General features: G+C 42.8%; 28 protein-coding genes and 1 pseudogene. All 29 read left to right on the top strand.

Going from position 1 to position 17,466, the window contains the following annotated elements:
- The first annotated feature begins 25 nt into the window (after positions 1-25).
- Entirely contained in the window at positions 26-274 is a 249-nt protein-coding gene (locus tag MKP07_RS11560; protein WP_240847332.1) for a hypothetical protein, read from the top strand.
- A complete protein-coding gene (locus MKP07_RS11555) occupies positions 271-1,038 on the top strand; it encodes a hypothetical protein (protein ID WP_240847331.1) in 768 nt (255 codons plus the stop codon). The genes MKP07_RS11560 and MKP07_RS11555 overlap by 4 nt, the downstream gene beginning before the upstream one ends.
- A 149-nt stretch (positions 1,039-1,187) precedes the next feature.
- Positions 1,188-1,451, top strand: a complete 264-nt coding sequence (locus tag MKP07_RS38390; protein ID WP_317235804.1) for a GIN domain-containing protein — start codon at positions 1,188-1,190, stop codon at positions 1,449-1,451.
- Positions 1,391-1,774 carry a GIN domain-containing protein gene (locus MKP07_RS38385; RefSeq protein ID WP_317236001.1) on the top strand — a complete coding sequence of 128 codons (384 nt, stop codon included), beginning with the start codon at positions 1,391-1,393 and terminating at the stop codon, positions 1,772-1,774. Before MKP07_RS38390 ends, MKP07_RS38385 begins: the two co-directional genes overlap by 61 nt.
- 149 nt (positions 1,775-1,923) lie before the next feature.
- Positions 1,924-2,610, top strand: a complete 687-nt coding sequence (locus tag MKP07_RS11545; protein WP_240847330.1) for an SDR family NAD(P)-dependent oxidoreductase — start codon at positions 1,924-1,926, stop codon at positions 2,608-2,610.
- Between the two features lie 94 nt (positions 2,611-2,704).
- Complete coding sequence (locus tag MKP07_RS11540) at positions 2,705-2,845, top strand: hypothetical protein (RefSeq protein ID WP_240847329.1); 141 nt, start codon at positions 2,705-2,707, stop codon at positions 2,843-2,845.
- The gene (locus tag MKP07_RS11535) at positions 2,803-3,315 is read left to right on the top strand and encodes an NAD-dependent epimerase/dehydratase family protein (protein ID WP_317236000.1); all 513 of its coding nucleotides are present in this window, start codon (positions 2,803-2,805) and stop codon (positions 3,313-3,315) included. Before MKP07_RS11540 ends, MKP07_RS11535 begins: the two co-directional genes overlap by 43 nt.
- A 26-nt stretch (positions 3,316-3,341) precedes the next feature.
- On the top strand, positions 3,342-3,680 hold the full coding sequence (locus MKP07_RS11530; protein WP_240847328.1) for a Rossmann-fold NAD(P)-binding domain-containing protein: 339 nt from the start codon (positions 3,342-3,344) through the stop codon (positions 3,678-3,680).
- A gap of 104 nt (positions 3,681-3,784) precedes the next feature.
- A complete protein-coding gene (locus tag MKP07_RS11525) occupies positions 3,785-4,261 on the top strand; it encodes a stage II sporulation protein M (protein ID WP_240847327.1) in 477 nt (158 codons plus the stop codon).
- A complete protein-coding gene (locus MKP07_RS11520) occupies positions 4,258-4,518 on the top strand; it encodes a stage II sporulation protein M (protein WP_240847326.1) in 261 nt (86 codons plus the stop codon). Before MKP07_RS11525 ends, MKP07_RS11520 begins: the two co-directional genes overlap by 4 nt.
- 232 nt (positions 4,519-4,750) lie before the next feature.
- Positions 4,751-5,032, top strand: a complete 282-nt coding sequence (locus tag MKP07_RS11515) for a hypothetical protein (protein WP_240847325.1) — start codon at positions 4,751-4,753, stop codon at positions 5,030-5,032.
- A gap of 90 nt (positions 5,033-5,122) precedes the next feature.
- Positions 5,123-5,560, top strand: coding sequence for a DUF4129 domain-containing protein (locus tag MKP07_RS11510; RefSeq protein WP_240847324.1), 438 nt, complete (start codon positions 5,123-5,125; stop codon positions 5,558-5,560).
- Positions 5,560-5,997, top strand: coding sequence for a hypothetical protein (locus tag MKP07_RS11505; RefSeq protein WP_240847323.1), 438 nt, complete (start codon positions 5,560-5,562; stop codon positions 5,995-5,997). Before MKP07_RS11510 ends, MKP07_RS11505 begins: the two co-directional genes overlap by 1 nt.
- Before the next feature lie 520 nt (positions 5,998-6,517).
- The gene (locus tag MKP07_RS11500; RefSeq protein WP_240847322.1) at positions 6,518-6,775 is read left to right on the top strand and encodes a hypothetical protein; all 258 of its coding nucleotides are present in this window, start codon (positions 6,518-6,520) and stop codon (positions 6,773-6,775) included.
- A gap of 10 nt (positions 6,776-6,785) precedes the next feature.
- Positions 6,786-7,763 carry an AAA family ATPase gene (locus MKP07_RS11495; protein WP_240847321.1) on the top strand — a complete coding sequence of 326 codons (978 nt, stop codon included), beginning with the start codon at positions 6,786-6,788 and terminating at the stop codon, positions 7,761-7,763.
- Positions 7,764-7,996: 233 nt separating this feature from the next.
- On the top strand, positions 7,997-8,389 hold the full coding sequence (locus tag MKP07_RS11490) for a DUF58 domain-containing protein (RefSeq protein ID WP_240847320.1): 393 nt from the start codon (positions 7,997-7,999) through the stop codon (positions 8,387-8,389).
- A 44-nt stretch (positions 8,390-8,433) separates the two neighbouring features.
- Positions 8,434-8,559 (top strand): DUF58 domain-containing protein, encoded by a 126-nt coding sequence (locus MKP07_RS11485; protein WP_240847319.1) that lies wholly within the window; start codon positions 8,434-8,436, stop codon positions 8,557-8,559.
- Complete coding sequence (locus MKP07_RS11480; RefSeq protein WP_240847318.1) at positions 8,559-8,951, top strand: DUF58 domain-containing protein; 393 nt, start codon at positions 8,559-8,561, stop codon at positions 8,949-8,951. The genes MKP07_RS11485 and MKP07_RS11480 overlap by 1 nt, the downstream gene beginning before the upstream one ends.
- Before the next feature lie 301 nt (positions 8,952-9,252).
- Positions 9,253-10,575: a PhoX family protein gene (locus tag MKP07_RS11475; protein ID WP_240847317.1), complete on the top strand. Its 1,323-nt coding sequence runs from the start codon at positions 9,253-9,255 to the stop codon at positions 10,573-10,575.
- Positions 10,509-10,727, top strand: coding sequence for a hypothetical protein (locus MKP07_RS11470; protein ID WP_240847316.1), 219 nt, complete (start codon positions 10,509-10,511; stop codon positions 10,725-10,727). Before MKP07_RS11475 ends, MKP07_RS11470 begins: the two co-directional genes overlap by 67 nt.
- A 26-nt stretch (positions 10,728-10,753) precedes the next feature.
- Positions 10,754-11,089 (top strand): hypothetical protein, encoded by a 336-nt coding sequence (locus MKP07_RS11465; protein WP_240847315.1) that lies wholly within the window; start codon positions 10,754-10,756, stop codon positions 11,087-11,089.
- Between the two features lie 14 nt (positions 11,090-11,103).
- The gene (locus MKP07_RS11460; protein ID WP_240847314.1) at positions 11,104-11,775 is read left to right on the top strand and encodes a cytochrome-c peroxidase; all 672 of its coding nucleotides are present in this window, start codon (positions 11,104-11,106) and stop codon (positions 11,773-11,775) included.
- Positions 11,754-12,521, top strand: coding sequence for a cytochrome-c peroxidase (locus tag MKP07_RS11455; protein ID WP_240850784.1), 768 nt, complete (start codon positions 11,754-11,756; stop codon positions 12,519-12,521). Before MKP07_RS11460 ends, MKP07_RS11455 begins: the two co-directional genes overlap by 22 nt.
- A 201-nt stretch (positions 12,522-12,722) precedes the next feature.
- A pseudogene (locus MKP07_RS11450) lies at positions 12,723-13,642 on the top strand (UvrD-helicase domain-containing protein); the annotation flags it as partial.
- A 36-nt stretch (positions 13,643-13,678) separates the two neighbouring features.
- A complete protein-coding gene (locus MKP07_RS11445; protein WP_240850782.1) occupies positions 13,679-14,812 on the top strand; it encodes a 3'-5' exonuclease in 1,134 nt (377 codons plus the stop codon).
- Between the two features lie 44 nt (positions 14,813-14,856).
- On the top strand, positions 14,857-15,861 hold the full coding sequence (locus MKP07_RS11440) for a RecB family exonuclease (RefSeq protein WP_240847313.1): 1,005 nt from the start codon (positions 14,857-14,859) through the stop codon (positions 15,859-15,861).
- A gap of 110 nt (positions 15,862-15,971) precedes the next feature.
- Positions 15,972-16,127 (top strand): hypothetical protein, encoded by a 156-nt coding sequence (locus tag MKP07_RS11435; protein ID WP_240847312.1) that lies wholly within the window; start codon positions 15,972-15,974, stop codon positions 16,125-16,127.
- A gap of 29 nt (positions 16,128-16,156) precedes the next feature.
- Positions 16,157-16,465, top strand: a complete 309-nt coding sequence (locus MKP07_RS11430) for a hypothetical protein (protein WP_240847311.1) — start codon at positions 16,157-16,159, stop codon at positions 16,463-16,465.
- A complete protein-coding gene (locus tag MKP07_RS11425; protein ID WP_317235999.1) occupies positions 16,462-16,875 on the top strand; it encodes a DUF4097 family beta strand repeat-containing protein in 414 nt (137 codons plus the stop codon). The genes MKP07_RS11430 and MKP07_RS11425 overlap by 4 nt, the downstream gene beginning before the upstream one ends.
- The last annotated feature ends 591 nt before the right edge of the window (positions 16,876-17,466 follow it).

The following is a 17,466-nucleotide window of genomic DNA, read 5'->3' as shown; positions in this document are numbered from 1 at the left end:
TGTATTAGAAGTATATACATTAATTATGCTTTTTAAAAACAAACTATTACTCTCTTTTTTATCTGTTGCTACTTCTTACTGCTTCGCCCAGGAGCCCGTAGCCAACAATGTTCATTTGGGTTTTGTAACGCCTGTCAGCACCCAGGAAAGCATGCCCGCAATATCAGCCCCTCCTTTGCCTTACACGCTTTACAAGGTGTCAATTACAACAATAAAGGTGCGGCCATTGCCGGGCTTTGCACTAAACTATACGGCAGCAATAAGGGTGTTTTGATCAGCGGATTAGTAAACCAGGTAAACGGCTCTAACAAAGGTGTTTCCATTGCTGGTTTATATAATGGCGCTGAAAATGGATTGGGAATACAAATTGCCGGCCTGCATAATCAGAAACAGGGTAACGGGTTTATACAGATTGGCGGACTAAGTAATTACAGCAGCTACGAGGTATTGCAGGTTGCAGGATTAGTTAATATCGCCCAAAATGCCGATGTACAAATTGCAGGACTGATCAACGTAGCACGGTCTGTCAAAGGTGTACAAATAGCCGGATTGATCAATATCGCGGATAGCTCCGATTACCCGATCGGCTTTTTGAATATCATAAAGAACGGTGAAAAGCAAATAGGCATACAGGTTTACGATGATGCATCGGCCAATATTGTATTACGCACGGGTGGCCGTAAAACTTATGGTATATTAGGGGTTGGGGCCGGATCTGAACTTAAGAAAACCGTATTGCAAATGGAAGCGGGAATAGGCTACCGGATACCACTTTCTCAAAAACTAAGGATCAATGCCGAAGCGGTAAGTATTGCTAAAACAGACTTCACCTTTTATAAACATACAGAATCGCTGAGAGCTTTATTGGGGTATAAAATAACGCCCGCAATGGAGATAACATTAGGCCCTTCGGTCAATACATATAAATACTCAGACTCCAAGATCTTTTCCGATAATTATATCTGGAAGTACCGGGACGATGATTACTCATTCGCATTAACCCTGGGCGCAACAGCAGGTTTACATTTCAATTTATAATCAAACCATAAAACAAATAAAATAAATCAGATGAAACAGTTATTATCCATATTCCTAATTGCGTTGATCACTTTTACCACGGGATGTAAAAAGTCTTCCCTGATGGCCCTGCTGTAGAAGAAACAAGGACTGTAGGAGATTTCTCCAAAGTGGAGGCAGCCTTCAGCGGCAATGTAGAATTTATTCAGAACGCCTCAAAGTCTGTTATCGTAAAAGCTGCAGATAATTTACAGGGCTATATTATTACTGAAATAAAAGGCAATACACTGGTATTAAAAACCAAGCCCAATGTCAATATCAGGGGAGGCAGTGTTACGATCTATGTCTCTAACCCGGCTATAACCGCGCCACCATTTCGGGTTCGGGTAATTTTAGTTTTAATTCTGACATTAACACCAGTTCGCTGGATCTAAGAGTAAGTGGCAGCGGCAATATCTCCATCCCCCAATTAACCGCCTCCAGCGTAGGCGCTGAGATCACCGGCAGCGGCGACATTTCAATAAACGGCGGAACGGTGACCACCCAGGATATCCGCATCACCGGTAACGGAGACTACCATACCCAGCCCATGCGTAGCGAAAAGGCCAAGGTTAAGGTTTCGGGTTCCGGTGAAGCCAAACTGTGGGCCGACAATAAGCTGGATGTGCAGATATCTGGTAGCGGCGATGTATGGTATTCGGGCAACCCATCCATTAACACCAGCATCTCCGGATCGGGTAAAGTGAGAAAATTATAAGCTTTTAAAATATCAGCCATGCTCATTGCAAGTATCCTACTATACTTTATCAGGAAGTATAAAAAAGAAAAGCCCATACTCCTGTTGCCGGTCTGTCTGTTTAGCAACCGCATTGCCAACAATATTCGTTAAACTCAGCTTAGTACATCATGTCATACTCTAAAGAAAAATACGCCGTTATAACCGGTGCCAGCCAGGGCCTGGGAAGCGCCTTCGCCCGGGAACTGGCGGCGCAGAAGCTCAACCTGGTGCTCATAAGCCTGCCGCATCAAAATCTTGCTGCATTTGCGAGGTATATCAGTAATACGTACCAGGTCCAGGTGCATCATTATGAAACAGACCTGTCGGTAAAAGAAAATGTGTCGACGCTTTGCAATTGGATTAACCAAAACTTTAACGTTCAGGTACTGATTAACAATGCAGGCATGGGTGGTACCAAAAAATTCACCGAAGCGTCGATGCAGTATATCGATACCATTATGCAGGTAAACGTGGTTGCTACTTCGCTACTCACCCACCAGTTGTTGCCTAATTTATTACAGCAAAAAGAAGCCTACATTTTAAATGTATCGAGTATGGCGGCTTTCTCCCCGATTGGATATAAGACGGTATACCCTGCATCAAAAACTTTTATCCATTCTTTCTCCAGGGGATTGAGCGAAGAATTAAAAAATACCGGTGTGGTGGTAAGCGTAGTAAATCCGGGTGCCATGGCTACCAACGATGAGGTTACCAGCCGTATTAAAAAGTTGGGATTTATTGGACGCCTCACGTTGCTGAAACCGGAAAAAGTAGCAGGCCGCTGCATACGACAACTATTTAAAAAGACCGGGTGATCATGGTAAATCCCTGGAGCTGGCTGGCAATGGCTTTACTGCCTATATGGATAAAGCTACCTTTACTCACGCATAATATAAAAAAGGAAATTCAATGACGGTATTGGTTACGGGTATCAGCGGTCTGCTCGGCACTAACCTGGTATTGCTCTTACTGGAGATGGGGTATCATGTAAAGGGGTTGCCCGTAATATCCGCAACCTGCCTTTTGGAGCGCATCCCAGGCTGGCACTGATACAAAGTGAGCTTACCGCCGACTTGTCAGCTCATTTAAAGGAGACAGATTGTGTAATACATGTAGCTGCACTTACGCAGCAAAACATCATCCGTTATAACGACTACCTCCGTGTTAACCATGCAGCTACGGCGTTACTTGCAGAGGGGGCTATCGCCGCCGGCGTGAAGCAATTCATTTATGTAAGTACTGCCAACACCATTGGATACGGGATTAAAGAAGAAGACATAACAGTACCGGAAGATCAGCCCATGCGAAAGCCTTTTACCGCCTCTTTCTATGCGCAAAGTAAGGCGGAGGCCGAAACCTACCTGCTACAACAAACGGAAAGAATAAAAGTGCATATTGCCAATCCAACTTTTATGCTAGGTCCGTATGATAGCAAACCCAGCAGCGGAGCCATTATACTGATGGGCATGCGCAGACGTCTGCTCTTCTATCCCCCGGCGGTAAAAATTTCGTCGCGGTAAAAGACGTTGCCGCTGGAATTGAAAGAATGATCCATACTGCTGAAAATGGTAAACGCTACCTGTTGGCCGGAGCCGACAATATGAGTTACCGTCATTTTTTTAAATTGCTACAAAAGCATACCGGTCAAAAACAATGGCTGATCCCGCTCCCGGCCTTCTTATTACGATTGGCCGGTTATATGGGAGACATTCTCAGGCGGTTCAACATACGCACCAGCTTATGCACCAATAATATGCAGATCTTATGCGTTAAAAACTACTACAGCAACGCTACCTCTGTTAAAGAATTGGGAATGCGCTACCAGGATATCAGGCATGCGATTGCTGAAAGTGTGGAGTACTTCAAAACCAATTTTACGTCTTAACCCCTGCTTGCCTTTCGTTTAATTGCAACTACAACCAGTTCTTTACATAAAAAACCTTTGCGGCCTCTATAAATTTTGTATTTTAGATTTTTAACCGCATTGATTTGAGAGAGGCGTTATTTATCAAGAAGAACAAAGACCGTTGGCAAAAGGATGAAGCTGAACCACCCACATCGCCTGATGAAATGGCCAGTGCCTTTACCCAAACGGTGGATGACCTTGCTTACGCCAAAACTTTTTATACCAACAGTAAAACTACCAGTTACCTGAATAAGCTGGCGGCCCGGATGTACCTCGATATTTATCGCAACCGGAAAGAAGAAAGCAGTCGCTTGAAAAAGTTCTGGATGTATGAATTACCGCTTACCATCCGGAAACATCACATAACTTTATTATTCTCATTTGTGCTTTTCACCATTTTCTTCCTGTTAGGTTTTTCTGTTTCCCGCCAGGATATAGAAGTAGCGCGTAATTTCTTCGGAAGTAGCTATGTAGATCAAACCATCGAAAACATTGAGAAAGGCAATCCTTTTGGTATATATGAAGGGGGAATCCCCTGCTCAGCTGGCTGGGTATTATGATCAATAATATTAAAGTGGCTTTTCTCTTTTTTGTTTCGGGTATTTTTTGCGGTATACCTACCATGTACAAGCTGGCTGAAACAGGCGCGATGGTAGGCGTTTTTGACGAGCTATTTTCATCACATGGCTATGGCATCCAGTTCTGGCTGGTAGTGTTTGTACATGGGATGCTGGAGATTACCGCAATTATTATTGCAGGCATGGCCGGATTTGTACTGGGCAAGAGTTTCCTGTTTCCCGGTACTAAAAAAGAATAGAAGCCTTTAGAAAGGGGCTAAAGATGGTGTAAAAATCATGATAGGCATCGTTCCTGTTTTTGTGGTGGCAGCCTTTTTGAAGGTCTTATCACCAGGCTGTACAATGATGCTTCCTGGCTAACCTCATTGATCACTGCTGCTTCCACTGTTTTTGTAGTATGGTATTTTATTATTTATCCCATCCGCCTCAATAAAAAGAAAAAGTACAAAACCTGTCCGGCAGGTAAATCTTATGCGTTTTAAAAGGTATCATCTGTTGTTTGTTTTGTTGCTGACCGGTATATTACTACACCATACCTGCCAGGCGCAAGATAACGTCATTGATTCCATCGCGCTTATAGAACCTGCTGACACGATTGATCAAACAGACGGGGAATATGATGATGAGTACGAAAGCGAAGAAACTTATGAAGACTCCTGCAACGTGCTGAAACAAATGCATTTGATAGGTTACAGCCGGACAATGCGCAGAAGCCCTGGCGAAAACTACCGGCCCATTATATCGACAATCTGAAAAAGATAGCAAGTTTGATTATGTAACCGATGGTATTCCTAAACCGGGTGCTATTAAATTTCCCGAGATAGATTTTTTACTGACCGATCTATGGATATACGTTGCCGTAATAGTATTGCTCGTTCTTTTAGCCTGGTATTTGTCGGCCAACAACCTGTTGTTCTTCAGAAAAAACCAGCGGCTATTCGTGCTGTTGCTTCGGAAGCATTACCGGAAGATATTTTTTCTATTGACTATACAGCAGCCATACAACAAGCATTGGACAACCAAAATTACCGGCTGGCTATAAGGCTTCACTATCTCCAGGTATTGAAAAAACTATCGGAAAAAGATATTATTCATTATCAACCCGATAAAACCAATTTCGACTACCTGCTACAAACCAGGTCAACACCTCATTATTCCGACTTTTCGGGTTTAACCCGGCAATACGAGTACAGCTGGTATGGCCTCTTCCCTATTAGCCCTGCTCAGTATGAACAAGTGGATCAGCTATTTACTAATTTTCATAAAAAGATCGGACAATAGTGAAAAAGGCATTACCATATATAATAGGGCTGTTGGTACTGGCGCTGATCATTTACCTGTTTGTAGTAAACAGCGGGAAAAAGAATAAGGAGGTAAGCACTTATATAACACTCAACAAGAGGGATAAAAATCCTTATGGCGCTTTTGTTTTTCATGAAAGCCTGAAACAATTTTTTCCAAAAGCCACATTTAAGATCAACTACGACTACCCGGGAGAAAGTAAGGTTTTTGGGGACAACCTGTCTAACCGGTTATACGTGATCCTTCAACCGCAGTTCTATCCGCAGGATTATGAGATAGATGACCTGATTGCACTTGTTGACCGGGGTAACAATATTTTCGTAAGCACTTTTGTTTATAACGAGCAGGTAACACGTTTCACCAGGGCCTTTGCCAAATCGAGAAATTACAGCTATTACCCTTTTTGGAAGTCATGAAAGTGATACGATGCGTGCATTATTGAACCCATCCTTTTTTACCGGCTCGAACACTTACGCCTATCCAGGCTTATTAATGGAGAGCTTCTTTGAAAAAACAGACAGCAGCATTTCAAGTATTTTAGGTTGGGGGATAACGGCGAACCCAACCTGATACACCTTAAAAAGGGCAAGGGAAATTTATATATCCACTTATCGCCGTTAGCGTTTAGTAACTATTTTCTTTTGTATGGCAACAATAGTCAATACCTTGAAAAAATATGCTCCCTCTTCCCGGCTTCTACCCCGCTGGTAATATGGGATGAATATTTTAGCCGTTCCCGCTCCCGCAAAAACGACAAAGGCTGGTTTACAGCCATTATGAAAAATAATTATTTCAGAGCGGGTATTTTAACCGCACTGGCATTACTGCTTGTTTATACACTTACCGAGCTGCGTCGCAGGCAACGGGTCATTCCGGTTATCGATAGCCCCACTAATGACTCCCTGGAGTTTGTAAAAACAATGGGATTATTGTATTATGAGCGGAGATCACAGCAATCTTGCTCAAAAAATGAGCGCTTATTTTATGGAGCATATCAGAACCCGATACAAGATATTTGCACAAACCACCGACCAGGATTTTGTAAAAGAACTGAGCTATAAATCGGGGGTATCTGAATCATTAATTAACGATATTGTCACACAGATAAACCGTATTAACAAGGCTGCTCTTTTTAGTGATACAGAGCTGATCGCCTTACAAAAAAACATTGAAGCGTTTCATAACAACGAATAAAAAACAGATTATGGAAGAACCGATTTTTGAGAACCGTATCGATTTAACTGCGCTTAACCAGGCAGTTTTAAATATTACGGATGAAATACGCAAAGTAATTGTGGGCCAGGATGAAATGGTTCAGCTCATCATTACCGCATTGCTGGCAGATGGTCATGTGTTGATTGAAGGGGTGCCGGGTGTTGCTAAAACGCAAACGGCCAAACTGGTAGCCAAATCGGTCGATGCCGCGTTTGCCCGTATCCAGTTTACGCCCGACCTGATGCCGTCGGATGTAATTGGAACACCTGTATTCAATCCGTCTGATGCCCGGTTTGAATTTAAAAAAGGACCGGTATTTGGCAATATTGTTTTGGTAGATGAGATCAACCGTGCTCCGGCTAAAACACAGGCGGCTTTGTTGGAAGTGATGGAGGAGCGACAAATATCGATTGATGGGATAACCTATAAAATGGATGCCCCATTTATGGTGTTGGCCACCCAAAACCCCGTGGAGCAGGAAGGAACGTATCGTTTACCTGAAGCCCAGCTGGATCGCTTCTTATTCAAGATCGAAGTACCTTACCCGCAGGAAGAAGAGGAATTGAAAATACTTTCACTATTTCACAAAATGGGTAATAACAATCCACTGGACAATGTAAACGCAGCATTGAACGGCACACAGATCAACCAGCTCAGACAACAGGTAAAAGAGATATTGATCGAAGACAAATTACTGGCCTTTATCGCCAAACTGGTACATCAGACACGTAATAACAAAGCCATTTACCTGGGCGCATCGCCACGGGCTTCACTGGCGATCATGAATGCGGCAAAAGCAACAGCCGCTATACAGGGCCGTGACTTTGTAACACCGGAAGACATTATCAGGGTAGCGCCACCAGTACTTCGTCATCGTATTATTCTTTCTCCCGAAAAAGAAATGGAAGGGGTGAATGAAAATGAAATTATTAAACAGATCATTAACGGGCTGGAAATCCCGAGGTAGTTTAGAGAAAAAAGCAGAATTTATTTCCTACTCACCATTCACTACTCACTATTCACTGATTTGAAATCTTTCTATCTAAATAAAATTGTTTATTACATCGGCGGGGCCTGCTCCGTGCTTTATATGGCGGGGTATTTTTTTCATCCCTTCTATAGCATTGCCTCGCTGCTGTTGCTACTGCTTTTGATTGCCGTTTTTGCTGACCTGGCATTACTGTATTCAAAAAAAGCGGTATGATAGCTACCCGGCAATTGCCCGAAAGACTCAGCATTGGTGATGACAATCCTGTCTCCTTATTTATTTCCAACCGGTACAATTTCCCGGTCAACACTTTGATTATAGATGAGCTACCCGTTCAGCTACAGATACGCGACTGGGAGCGAACGCTTACAATTCCAGCACTAACATCGGAAACCCTCGCCTACCAGGTCAAGCCATTTACCCGTGGTGAGTATACATTTGATGATATTAATATTATAGTAACCGGTCCTTTAAAACTCACCAGGCGCCGTTATGCGATTAGTGCAAAACATACGGTAAAAGTGTATCCTTCGTTTGTGCAAATGCGCCGTTTCCAATTGCTGGCAATAAGCAACCGTCTGCAGGAGGCTGGTATAAAAAAGTAAGAAGGCTAGGACATAGTTCGGAGTTTGAGCAAATTAAAGAATATGTGCGGGGTGATGATTACCGCACGATCAACTGGAAAGCCACCGGACGCAAGGGTAGCCTGATGATCAATAACTATACGGATGAAAAAGCCAGCAGATCTATTGCATCATTAATAAAGGACGGGTGATGAAAATGCCCTTTGACGGTATGACCCTGCTGGACTATGCCATTAATGCCTCCCTGGTACTGTCTAATGTAGCAATGGTAAAGCAGGACAAAGCCGGGCTGGTCACTTTTGCTGAAAAAGTGGATAGCTTTATTACAGCGGATAAAAAGCCAGGCCACATGAACCTGATCCTGGAATCTCTGTACAAACAACAGACACAGTTCCTGGAAGCTGATTACGAAAAATTATACGCGGCCATTCGTAACAGGGTTACTAACCGCGGCCTTGTAGTGCTGTTTACTAATTTTGAATCGCTGGAAGGACTGAAACGCGAAATGCCGGCATTTAAAAAGATCTCGCATTATCACTTGCTCCTGGTTGTTTTTTTGAAAACACGGCTATTAAGGAGTTGATTCACTCCAATGCGGAAGACCTGGAACAAGTGTATGTAAAAACCATTGCAGAAAAATTTGCATTTGAAAAAAGCAAATGGTAAAAGAGCTTCATCAAAATGGCATATTGAGTATTCTAACAACTCCGGAGCAATTAACCGTAAACACCATTAATAAGTATCTCGAACTCAAAAACAGGAACTACATTTAGTTGTATCTCCTTGCCTGCATTACCCTCCTTAACAATTACCTAACCTTTTGTTCAAATTGCCTTAATCGTTTTCGGTTTTTAATGTCATTTTTTTGTCAAAACAACTCGAAAATGAAAAAATTTATTATGCCTACTGCGGTAACAGCCGCTGCTATTACGGCATTTGTGGCGTGCAGGAAAGACAAAAATGATACACCTGTTGTTACACCACCCGAAACCATCAAAGCTCAATCCATCACACCTTCCCTGGTTTATATGCAGGATGCTTTCAAAAGCGTGAACATATTTCCTTTGATTAGCAGTGAGGACGTACTGGAACAAAGTCCAAGTTTCATTTATGGTGCGCAGCCCGATGGTGCTGGTTTTATGAGAAACCCTGATGGCGAAGGTTATATCATGTTGAATAACCATGAGATCAATCAATCCGTTTCGAGAGTTTACCTCGACAGAAACTTAAAACCTGTAAAAGGTGATTATATCATCGATTATACCGGCGGCGCCAAAAGACTTTGCTCAGCAACACTGGCTACAACAGAAGAGCATGGTTTTGGCCCGATGTTCTTAACAGCACAGGAGTCTGGTGTTGAAAGTATGATCATAGGGATTAACCCATTAGGCTCTGCAGCCGAAAAAGGAAGAACAGACAGAACTTTACCAGCCCTGGGAAAAGCATCGATGGAAAATGCAGTCCCCTTACCTAAAGGCGCCTATCCTGGCAAAACGGTTATTTTCATGGGAGAAGATCAAAGCTGGGAAACCGGCCATGTTAGCGCAGGACAGCTGGTGATGTATGTTTCTAACACTGTTGGAGACCTGAAAAATGGTAAACTGTATGCCGTTAAAAGAAAAGACAACAACCAGGTAGAAACGGATATAGTAAAAGGCCAAAGCTACGATGTGGAGTTTGTTGAAATACCGAATGCAGTAGGCTTAACCGGCGCACAAATCAACACTACCGTAAATGATTTAAAAGCCATTCGCTTTTCCCGCGTAGAAGACATAGATTACAGAAAAGGAAATGCTCAAAATAACCGCGAGGTATATTTCACTGCCACTGGTCAATCTCCGGATAAGATCAATCCGCAGGCGGGTTATACCATGTGGGGACGGGTTTATAAAATTTCTTTGGACAGCGCTGACCCTACCAAAGGCAAAATAGAAGTAATTGCTGAAGGCGACTCTAACCCAGGCAATGACCTGATCAACCCGGATAATCTTTGTGTAACAGAAAATTATGTTTACATACAGGAAGATGGTGACTCTTATTATACTGCAGCTAAGCACGACTCTTATATCTGGCAGTACAGCATTGCCAATAAAACCTATAAGCCTTTCCTTAACATGGATCATAAAAGAGAGGATGCAGCATGGGTAAGCCGTTTTTACAAAATACAGAAAGAAGACTGGGATGCTGGGAGTTTGGGGCGATGGTAGATATTTCTAACGAAATCGGCGTACCGAATACCTTCATCCTGAATATTCACCCGCACACCTGGCAGAAAGATAAGTTTGTGAATCCTGATGGTGGTGGCAGCACCAATAAAGAAGGCGGCCAAACAGTGATTCTGACCAACGTTCCGAGATAAAATTTATTGAATCAATAGAATAAACCTTGCCCTTAACCGGGCAAGGTTTATGTATTTATAATGAAGAAGATTTTTTTGTAATTGCTGGTATTTCCGCGCTGCTGTCTATCCAGTTTTTGAGCTGTGGTACAAAAGAGCATTCTGTAGCCGAACTCCGAAAACATCTTACCCGCCAGGTTGATGATTTTGAAAGCCATCTGACCGACAGTATACAAACCTTGTTGGAGCATCCCGCTGAAAAGCAAAAACTGGTAATGGCTTTTAAAACCCTTAGAGCTCAATATAAAAAATTCGAATGGGCCGTTGAGTACTATATGCCATCAATCGCACGCTTTGTAAACGGTGCCCCCTACCCGAAATAGAACAACCGGAAGTAGTGGTGCGAGAGCCACATGGCTTACAGGTAATGGAAGAATTAATCCTGGCAGACTCTATTGACTATGCCACTTTGAAACATGAAACGGTATTACTAAAAAGCTACTGTATTTCTATAAAAGAAAATATCGAAGCCACGGCTTTTACCCAGGAGCAATTATATGATGCTATTAAAAAGCAGGTGTTCAGGATCATTACTCTCGGCATTACCGGCTTCGATGCCCCTGCTGTTAAAACAGGCCTCGCAGAAGCTGCGGTATCACTCAATGAACTGGCGGCAATCATCCCCTTCCTGGAAGGAAAAAGTGATCTGAACGAAAAAATAAATGCCGCGGTCAGCTACCTGGATACGAACAGCGATTTTGATGCTTTCGATAGAATGGTGTTTATAAAAGACTATGCTAATCCAGTAACGCGTACCCTTACAGCTCAGCAGGAACAGGCAGGTATTGCGCCAATACGTTTGCAGGGTCTTTTAAAAACCAATGCGGCTACTTTATTTGATAAAGACATTTTTGATCCCAATTTCCAGGAATCAGATTCCGCAGATCCCCAACTGAGTGAAAAGGTACTACTCGGCAAAAAACTATTCTACGACAATATATTATCAGCATCTAAAAAAGGAGCTGCGCTACCTGCCATAACCCAGGCCTGTATTTTACTGACGGGTTAGCCAAAAACACAGCACTAGATGTTAGTAGAACGCTTCTGAGAAACACTCCTACGCTACTAAATGCAGCCTTACAAACATCCATGTTTTATGATCTTCGCTCACCCTCTTTAGAACACCAGGCAAGTGATGTAATCAGCAACAGTGACGAAATGCATGGTGACTTTGAACTGGCTATACAACAGCTGTCAACCGATACAGCTTATGTTCAACTGTTCGAAGGCGCCTACGATGCCAATACGATCACTAAAGAAAATATCCTGGCTGCTATAGCCAGCTATGTTAAGAGCCTTATCGGCCTCAACAGCCGGTTTGATGAATATATGAGGGGTAATAATGAAGCTATGAACAAGGAAGAAATTGCCGGCTTTAATTTATTCGCAGGAAAAGCCAAATGCGCCAGCTGTCATTTTATTCCCCTGTTCAATGGCGTTGTGCCTCCTGCCTTTACCAAAACCGAAAGTGAAGTGCTGGGTGTTCCCTTAACTGCAGATGGTAAAAACATAGACACGGATACGGGCAGATACAAGATCATTAATGTAGCACCTTACCTGTACGCTTTTAAAACCACGACGGTTCGAAATACAGGCAAAACGGGTCCCTATATGCACAATGGCGTTTATAAAACACTGGACGAAGTGATTGATTTCTACGACCGTGGCGGTGGCATTGGTCTTGGATTGCAGGTAGATAACCAAACCCTCTCTGATGAACCGCTCAACTTAACCCCGCAAGAAAAAAATTGTTGATCGCATTTATTCACACGCTTACGGATAAAGCGCCTCAATATTAAAACCATTTCATTTTAAAAATGCCTCTCATCTGCTATACCGGGTAAGAGGCACTTTTTTAAAAGCACTCATTTTCCCATTGCTGATTATCGGCAACCCTATTTCTCCCTATTGAGGATACCCTGCCTTAATTCTCCGGCTTTTCCACTAAATTGCCGCATGCCTATCATTAAAGAAAAACTGGAAAAGCAGTTTAACGAAGTTTACAAAAACCTGAATGCAGAACAAAAAACAGCGGTGGATGCGCTGGAAGGACCGGTAATGGTAATTGCCGGACCAGGCACCGGTAAAACACAGATACTGGCAGCACGTATCGGGAAAATATTGCTGGATTCGGATGCATTACCTGAAAATATTCTTTGTTTAACTTATACCGACGCGGGTGTGGTAGCCATGCGCAAAAGGCTGCAGCAGTTTATAGGCGCCGATGCTTACAAGGTAAACATTTACACTTTCCATGCCTTTTGTAATGATGTAATACAGGATAATCTTTCGCTGTTTGAAAAAACTTCCCTGGACCCCGTTTCTGACCTGGAGAAGGTAGAATATTTTAAGCAGTTAATTGATAAATTTTCTAAAGAACACCCGCTTAAAAGATACCGGGGCGATGTTTACTTTGAAGCCGATCCCTTAAGCAATTTATTTTCCGCTATGAAGCGCGAAGGATGGACACCCGCGTATATCGGAGACCGTATCGACGCCTATATTCAGGAAATGGCAGAAGATGAAGCCTATGTATATAAAACATCCCGCGCAGGAAAATGGCAGAAAGGAGACCGAAAACCGGCTTATTTCGATGAGCTGAAGCGCATGGATAAACTACGTGCCGCCATTGGCGAGTTTGAAAACTACCAGGAGATCATGCGCGCGAACAAGCGATATGATTTTGATGACATGATCAACTGGGTGATCAACGCATTTGAAGAAAACGAAAACCTGCTGCTCGATTACCAGGAAAAATACCAGTATATACTGGTCGATGAATTCAGGATACCAGCGGTACACAAAATAAAATTGTTCAGTTGCTGATCAGTTACTGGCAACAGCCTAACGTTTTTGTTGTAGGTGACGATGACCAGAGTATCTATCGCTTCCAGGGCGCGAATGTGCAGAACATGCTGGACTTTGCAAAACAGTATGAGAATGACATTAAAAAGATCGTACTCACTAACAACTATCGTAGCATTCAGCCTATACTGGATGTTTCCAAAACATTGATCAATCGCAACGAAGAACGGCTTATTAAACAAATACCCGGACTCAGTAAAGAGCTGCTGGCAGCCAACACATCTATCAATCAGTTGCAGCATGCACCTGAAATATGGGAGTATAATACCATGGCCGATGAGATGGCCGGTATTGTTTTTAAAATAGAAGCCCTGATGGGGCAAGGGGTACAACCGGGGCGAATCGCTATCATTTATAAAGAAAATAAATACGGGGAAGAGTTATCCGACTACCTAAGGCAAAAAGCCATTCCCTTTTACAGCAAACGCAGTACAAATCTTTTACAAAGTCCGTTCATCAGGAAGATCATTACCTTATTATATTACCTGGAAGCTGAACATGATATTTCTTTTGGGGGTGATGAGCTGTTATTTGAAATACTGCATTTTGATTTCTATAAAAATCCGCCGCTGGAAATTGCGAAGATTAACGTAGAAGTTAACCAGAAACGATTTAAGGGAGAAAGCACATCACTCAGGCAGCTGCTATCTGAGAAAGCCAATGCACCTGCAAAGGATCTGTTTGATGAAGGTTTGAATGCCAGCTTAAAGCGCAGCTCCATGGTAATAGAGCAATTAATTGCCGATGTTCCTAATCTTACCATTCAGCAATTGATCGACAATATTATTCGCAATGGTGGTGTGCTTACCTATGTTATGAACAGCCCGTTCAAGGTAGAGCTGATGCAATCGCTCTCGGCATTTTACGATTTCATTAAAGAGGAACATCGCCGTAAACCAGCTATGAACCTGGCAAGCCTGGTGCAACTATTGCAGTTAATGGAGCATGAAAAAATTCCGCTGCCATTGGTTAAAACAACCGGGAATGACAAAGGTGTTAACCTGCTTACCTCGCACGGAAGTAAAGGGCTGGAATTCGAATATGTATTCCTGGCAGGCGCTAACGCCTCCTTCTGGGAAAAGAAAAGAAAAATGAACCGGGGCTACAAGCTGCCTGCTACCATCTTCTCTTCCCAATCCGGTTCAAGCGATGAAGAAGAATTACGCCGGGTTTTTATGTAGCGCTTACCCGCGCCGAAAAGTATTTATATATCTCTTATGCCCGGTTGAATGCTGATGGTAAAGAGTTGGAACCATCGATGTTTATCGCCGAGATTATGGAGCAGCATGCTTTAACCGTTCAGAAGCCGCAGATCAGCGCCGAACAAATGATCGAGTTTCAGCACCTCCTTTTCACCGGGCAACAACCGGTTATAGATAGCCTGGAAGATGATTTTATCGATGGATTGCTATCGAGGTTTGTAATGAATGTAACAGCATTAAGCGCCTATCTCAATTGTCCTTTAAGATTTTATTACCAGAATCTATTACGAATACCTTCCGGTAAAAATGAAGCAACGGAATTCGGGAGCGCCATACACTTTGCGCTGGAAAGATTATTCCGCAAGTTGCGGGAAACGGAAAGCTTCCCACCTGTAGAAACCATGATCGATGATTTCAGCTGGTATATGATGCGCCATCGCCAGAACTTCACCCGGGAAGCCTATGCCAGGCGAATGGAACAGGGTTCCATCATCATTCCGGCCTACTACAAAAAGTATGTCAATAGCTGGAATAAAGTGGTGTCGGTGGAAACCAATATTAAAGGTGTAGTGGTAGATGGGGTGCCGCTTAAAGGAAAGCTGGATAAGCTTGAATTTAACGGCAAAGAAGTAAATGTGGTGGATTATAAAACCGGTAATGTAGATAATGCATTGCCGAAACTAAAAGCGCCGGGAGAAAAGAACCCGGATGGCGGCGACTACTGGAGACAGGCAGTATTCTATAAAATTTTGCTGGACAACTATGAACTAAAAGACTGGCGGGTAGTGAGCACCGAGTTTGATTTTATTGAACCCGACAGTAACAATAATTTCCAGAAACTGAAGGTAGTTATTGAACCGACAGATGTGGCTACCGTAAAAGGCCAGATAAAGACGGTATGGGACAAAATACAGGCGAAAGATTTTTACAAAGGTTGCGGCAAGGCCGATTGCCACTGGTGTAATTTTGTAAAAGACAATTATTTATACGTGAAGCTGGACGAAATAACTGAGGAAGAAGAGGAGTAATCAGCGGCGGTACAAAACAAGTGTAACATTTTAAAGCTTTATACGATTAATAGGTATTGGTCGTCAGGATACTGATTAGCCATCATCTATCAAATTAAAAAAATTGTTTTATGAAGAGAACCCTCCTGCTTGCGATCTTTCTTTGTTTTGGAATGGCGCTTATAGCCCAGAAGTCCGATAGAGAATCTCCCTATCGAACCGAGTCATTTAATGTTGCCACTATTAAAACCCTGAAAGTAGAAACCAGCGGGGATCGATACAGGTAAAAGGTGGTGAGCATGAGGGCAAGGTAGAAATGTACGTTACTCCTAATAATTGGGGGGATCGCAAAACAAAATCTGAAATTCAGCAGATACTCAACGAATATTACGATATAGATCTTCGTTCGCAGGCGGGTATTTTAACCGCAACCGCCAAAAGAAAAAATGTAAAATGGTCGAATAAAACCTCACTAAGCATTTCTTTTATTGTTTACAGCAGCAACCAGGTTAATGCCGATATCCGGACCAGTGGAGGCAGCCTGAACGTACAGAATATTGAAGGTGAGGTAACCGGCAGAACCAGCGGAGGCAGTATTACCGTAAAAATCTTTCAAAGAATATAGATCTTACCACTAGTGGAGGCCAGATCACTGCTGACGATTTAGCCGGTACCGTTAAACTCAATACATCAGGAGGTTCCCTGCATTTGTCTAATCTCTCCGGAACAGTAAGCGCCCATACAAGCGGCGGCTCCATCTCAGCCAGGAATGTTAATGGTGACTTCAGCACGGCAACTTCTGGGGGCAGTATTCATCTAAAAGAAATAGATGGTAACCTTAATGCCAGAACCAGCGGCGGCCAAATTACGGCAGATCTTAAAGCTACCCGCGATTTTGTTAAGCTGCATACCTCCGGCGGCAGCATTCACTTGAATATGCCGGAAACAAAAGATGCGCAGCTGGACTTAAAAGGGGATAAGGTGCGCATTTCGGAGCTCCGTAATTTTAGCGGTACTGTTAAAAAGATCGTGTAAAAGGCTCGCTGGGTAAAGGCAATCTTGTTGTAGAAGCCTCTACATCAGGAGGTTCGGTAGATGTGAAAATGTAACCGCTCATTAGCATTCATTCCGGCCCTGCGCAGGATACAAAAATATGATTCAGGCTTTATGCACTTCATGACATGAAGCCTGATTTTTTAAGATAGCTCCTTTGAACCTCCACCCTTTCTGTTCTTTACACCTTTGCTAACCCCAACAATTCCAACCAAACTCACCTCCTCTTTCTTTAATGCCCTTGATCCTTTTCAACCATTGAGTGTTTGCTTTCGGCTTTTTTCCGTGTAAAACCAGCAACAAGCTCCAACTTCTGTATGTTTTCGCGGTTTTCTAATCCAATTCTAACTAAGGGTTAACCGCATTTTAACTTCCAGTAGCACGATCTTACCCACTTTTTAAAATAATTAAAATGTGTGTTGCTTTATTAAAATAATGTTAATATTTTGGTAGAGAGAAAACGTTTTACAGAGAGATATCTGCCACACTTGTAACATTTCAATTTACTAAACACAAAAACCTGCGAATGAAAAAAAAGCAATTTTTTCTGTGCATGTTATGCCTGTTTGCGAG

It is taken from the genome of Paraniabella hibiscisoli, assembly GCF_022512515.1.
Classification (GTDB): Bacteria; Bacteroidota; Bacteroidia; order Chitinophagales; family Chitinophagaceae; genus Niabella; species Niabella hibiscisoli.
This window is presented reverse-complemented; position numbering and strand designations above follow the sequence as displayed.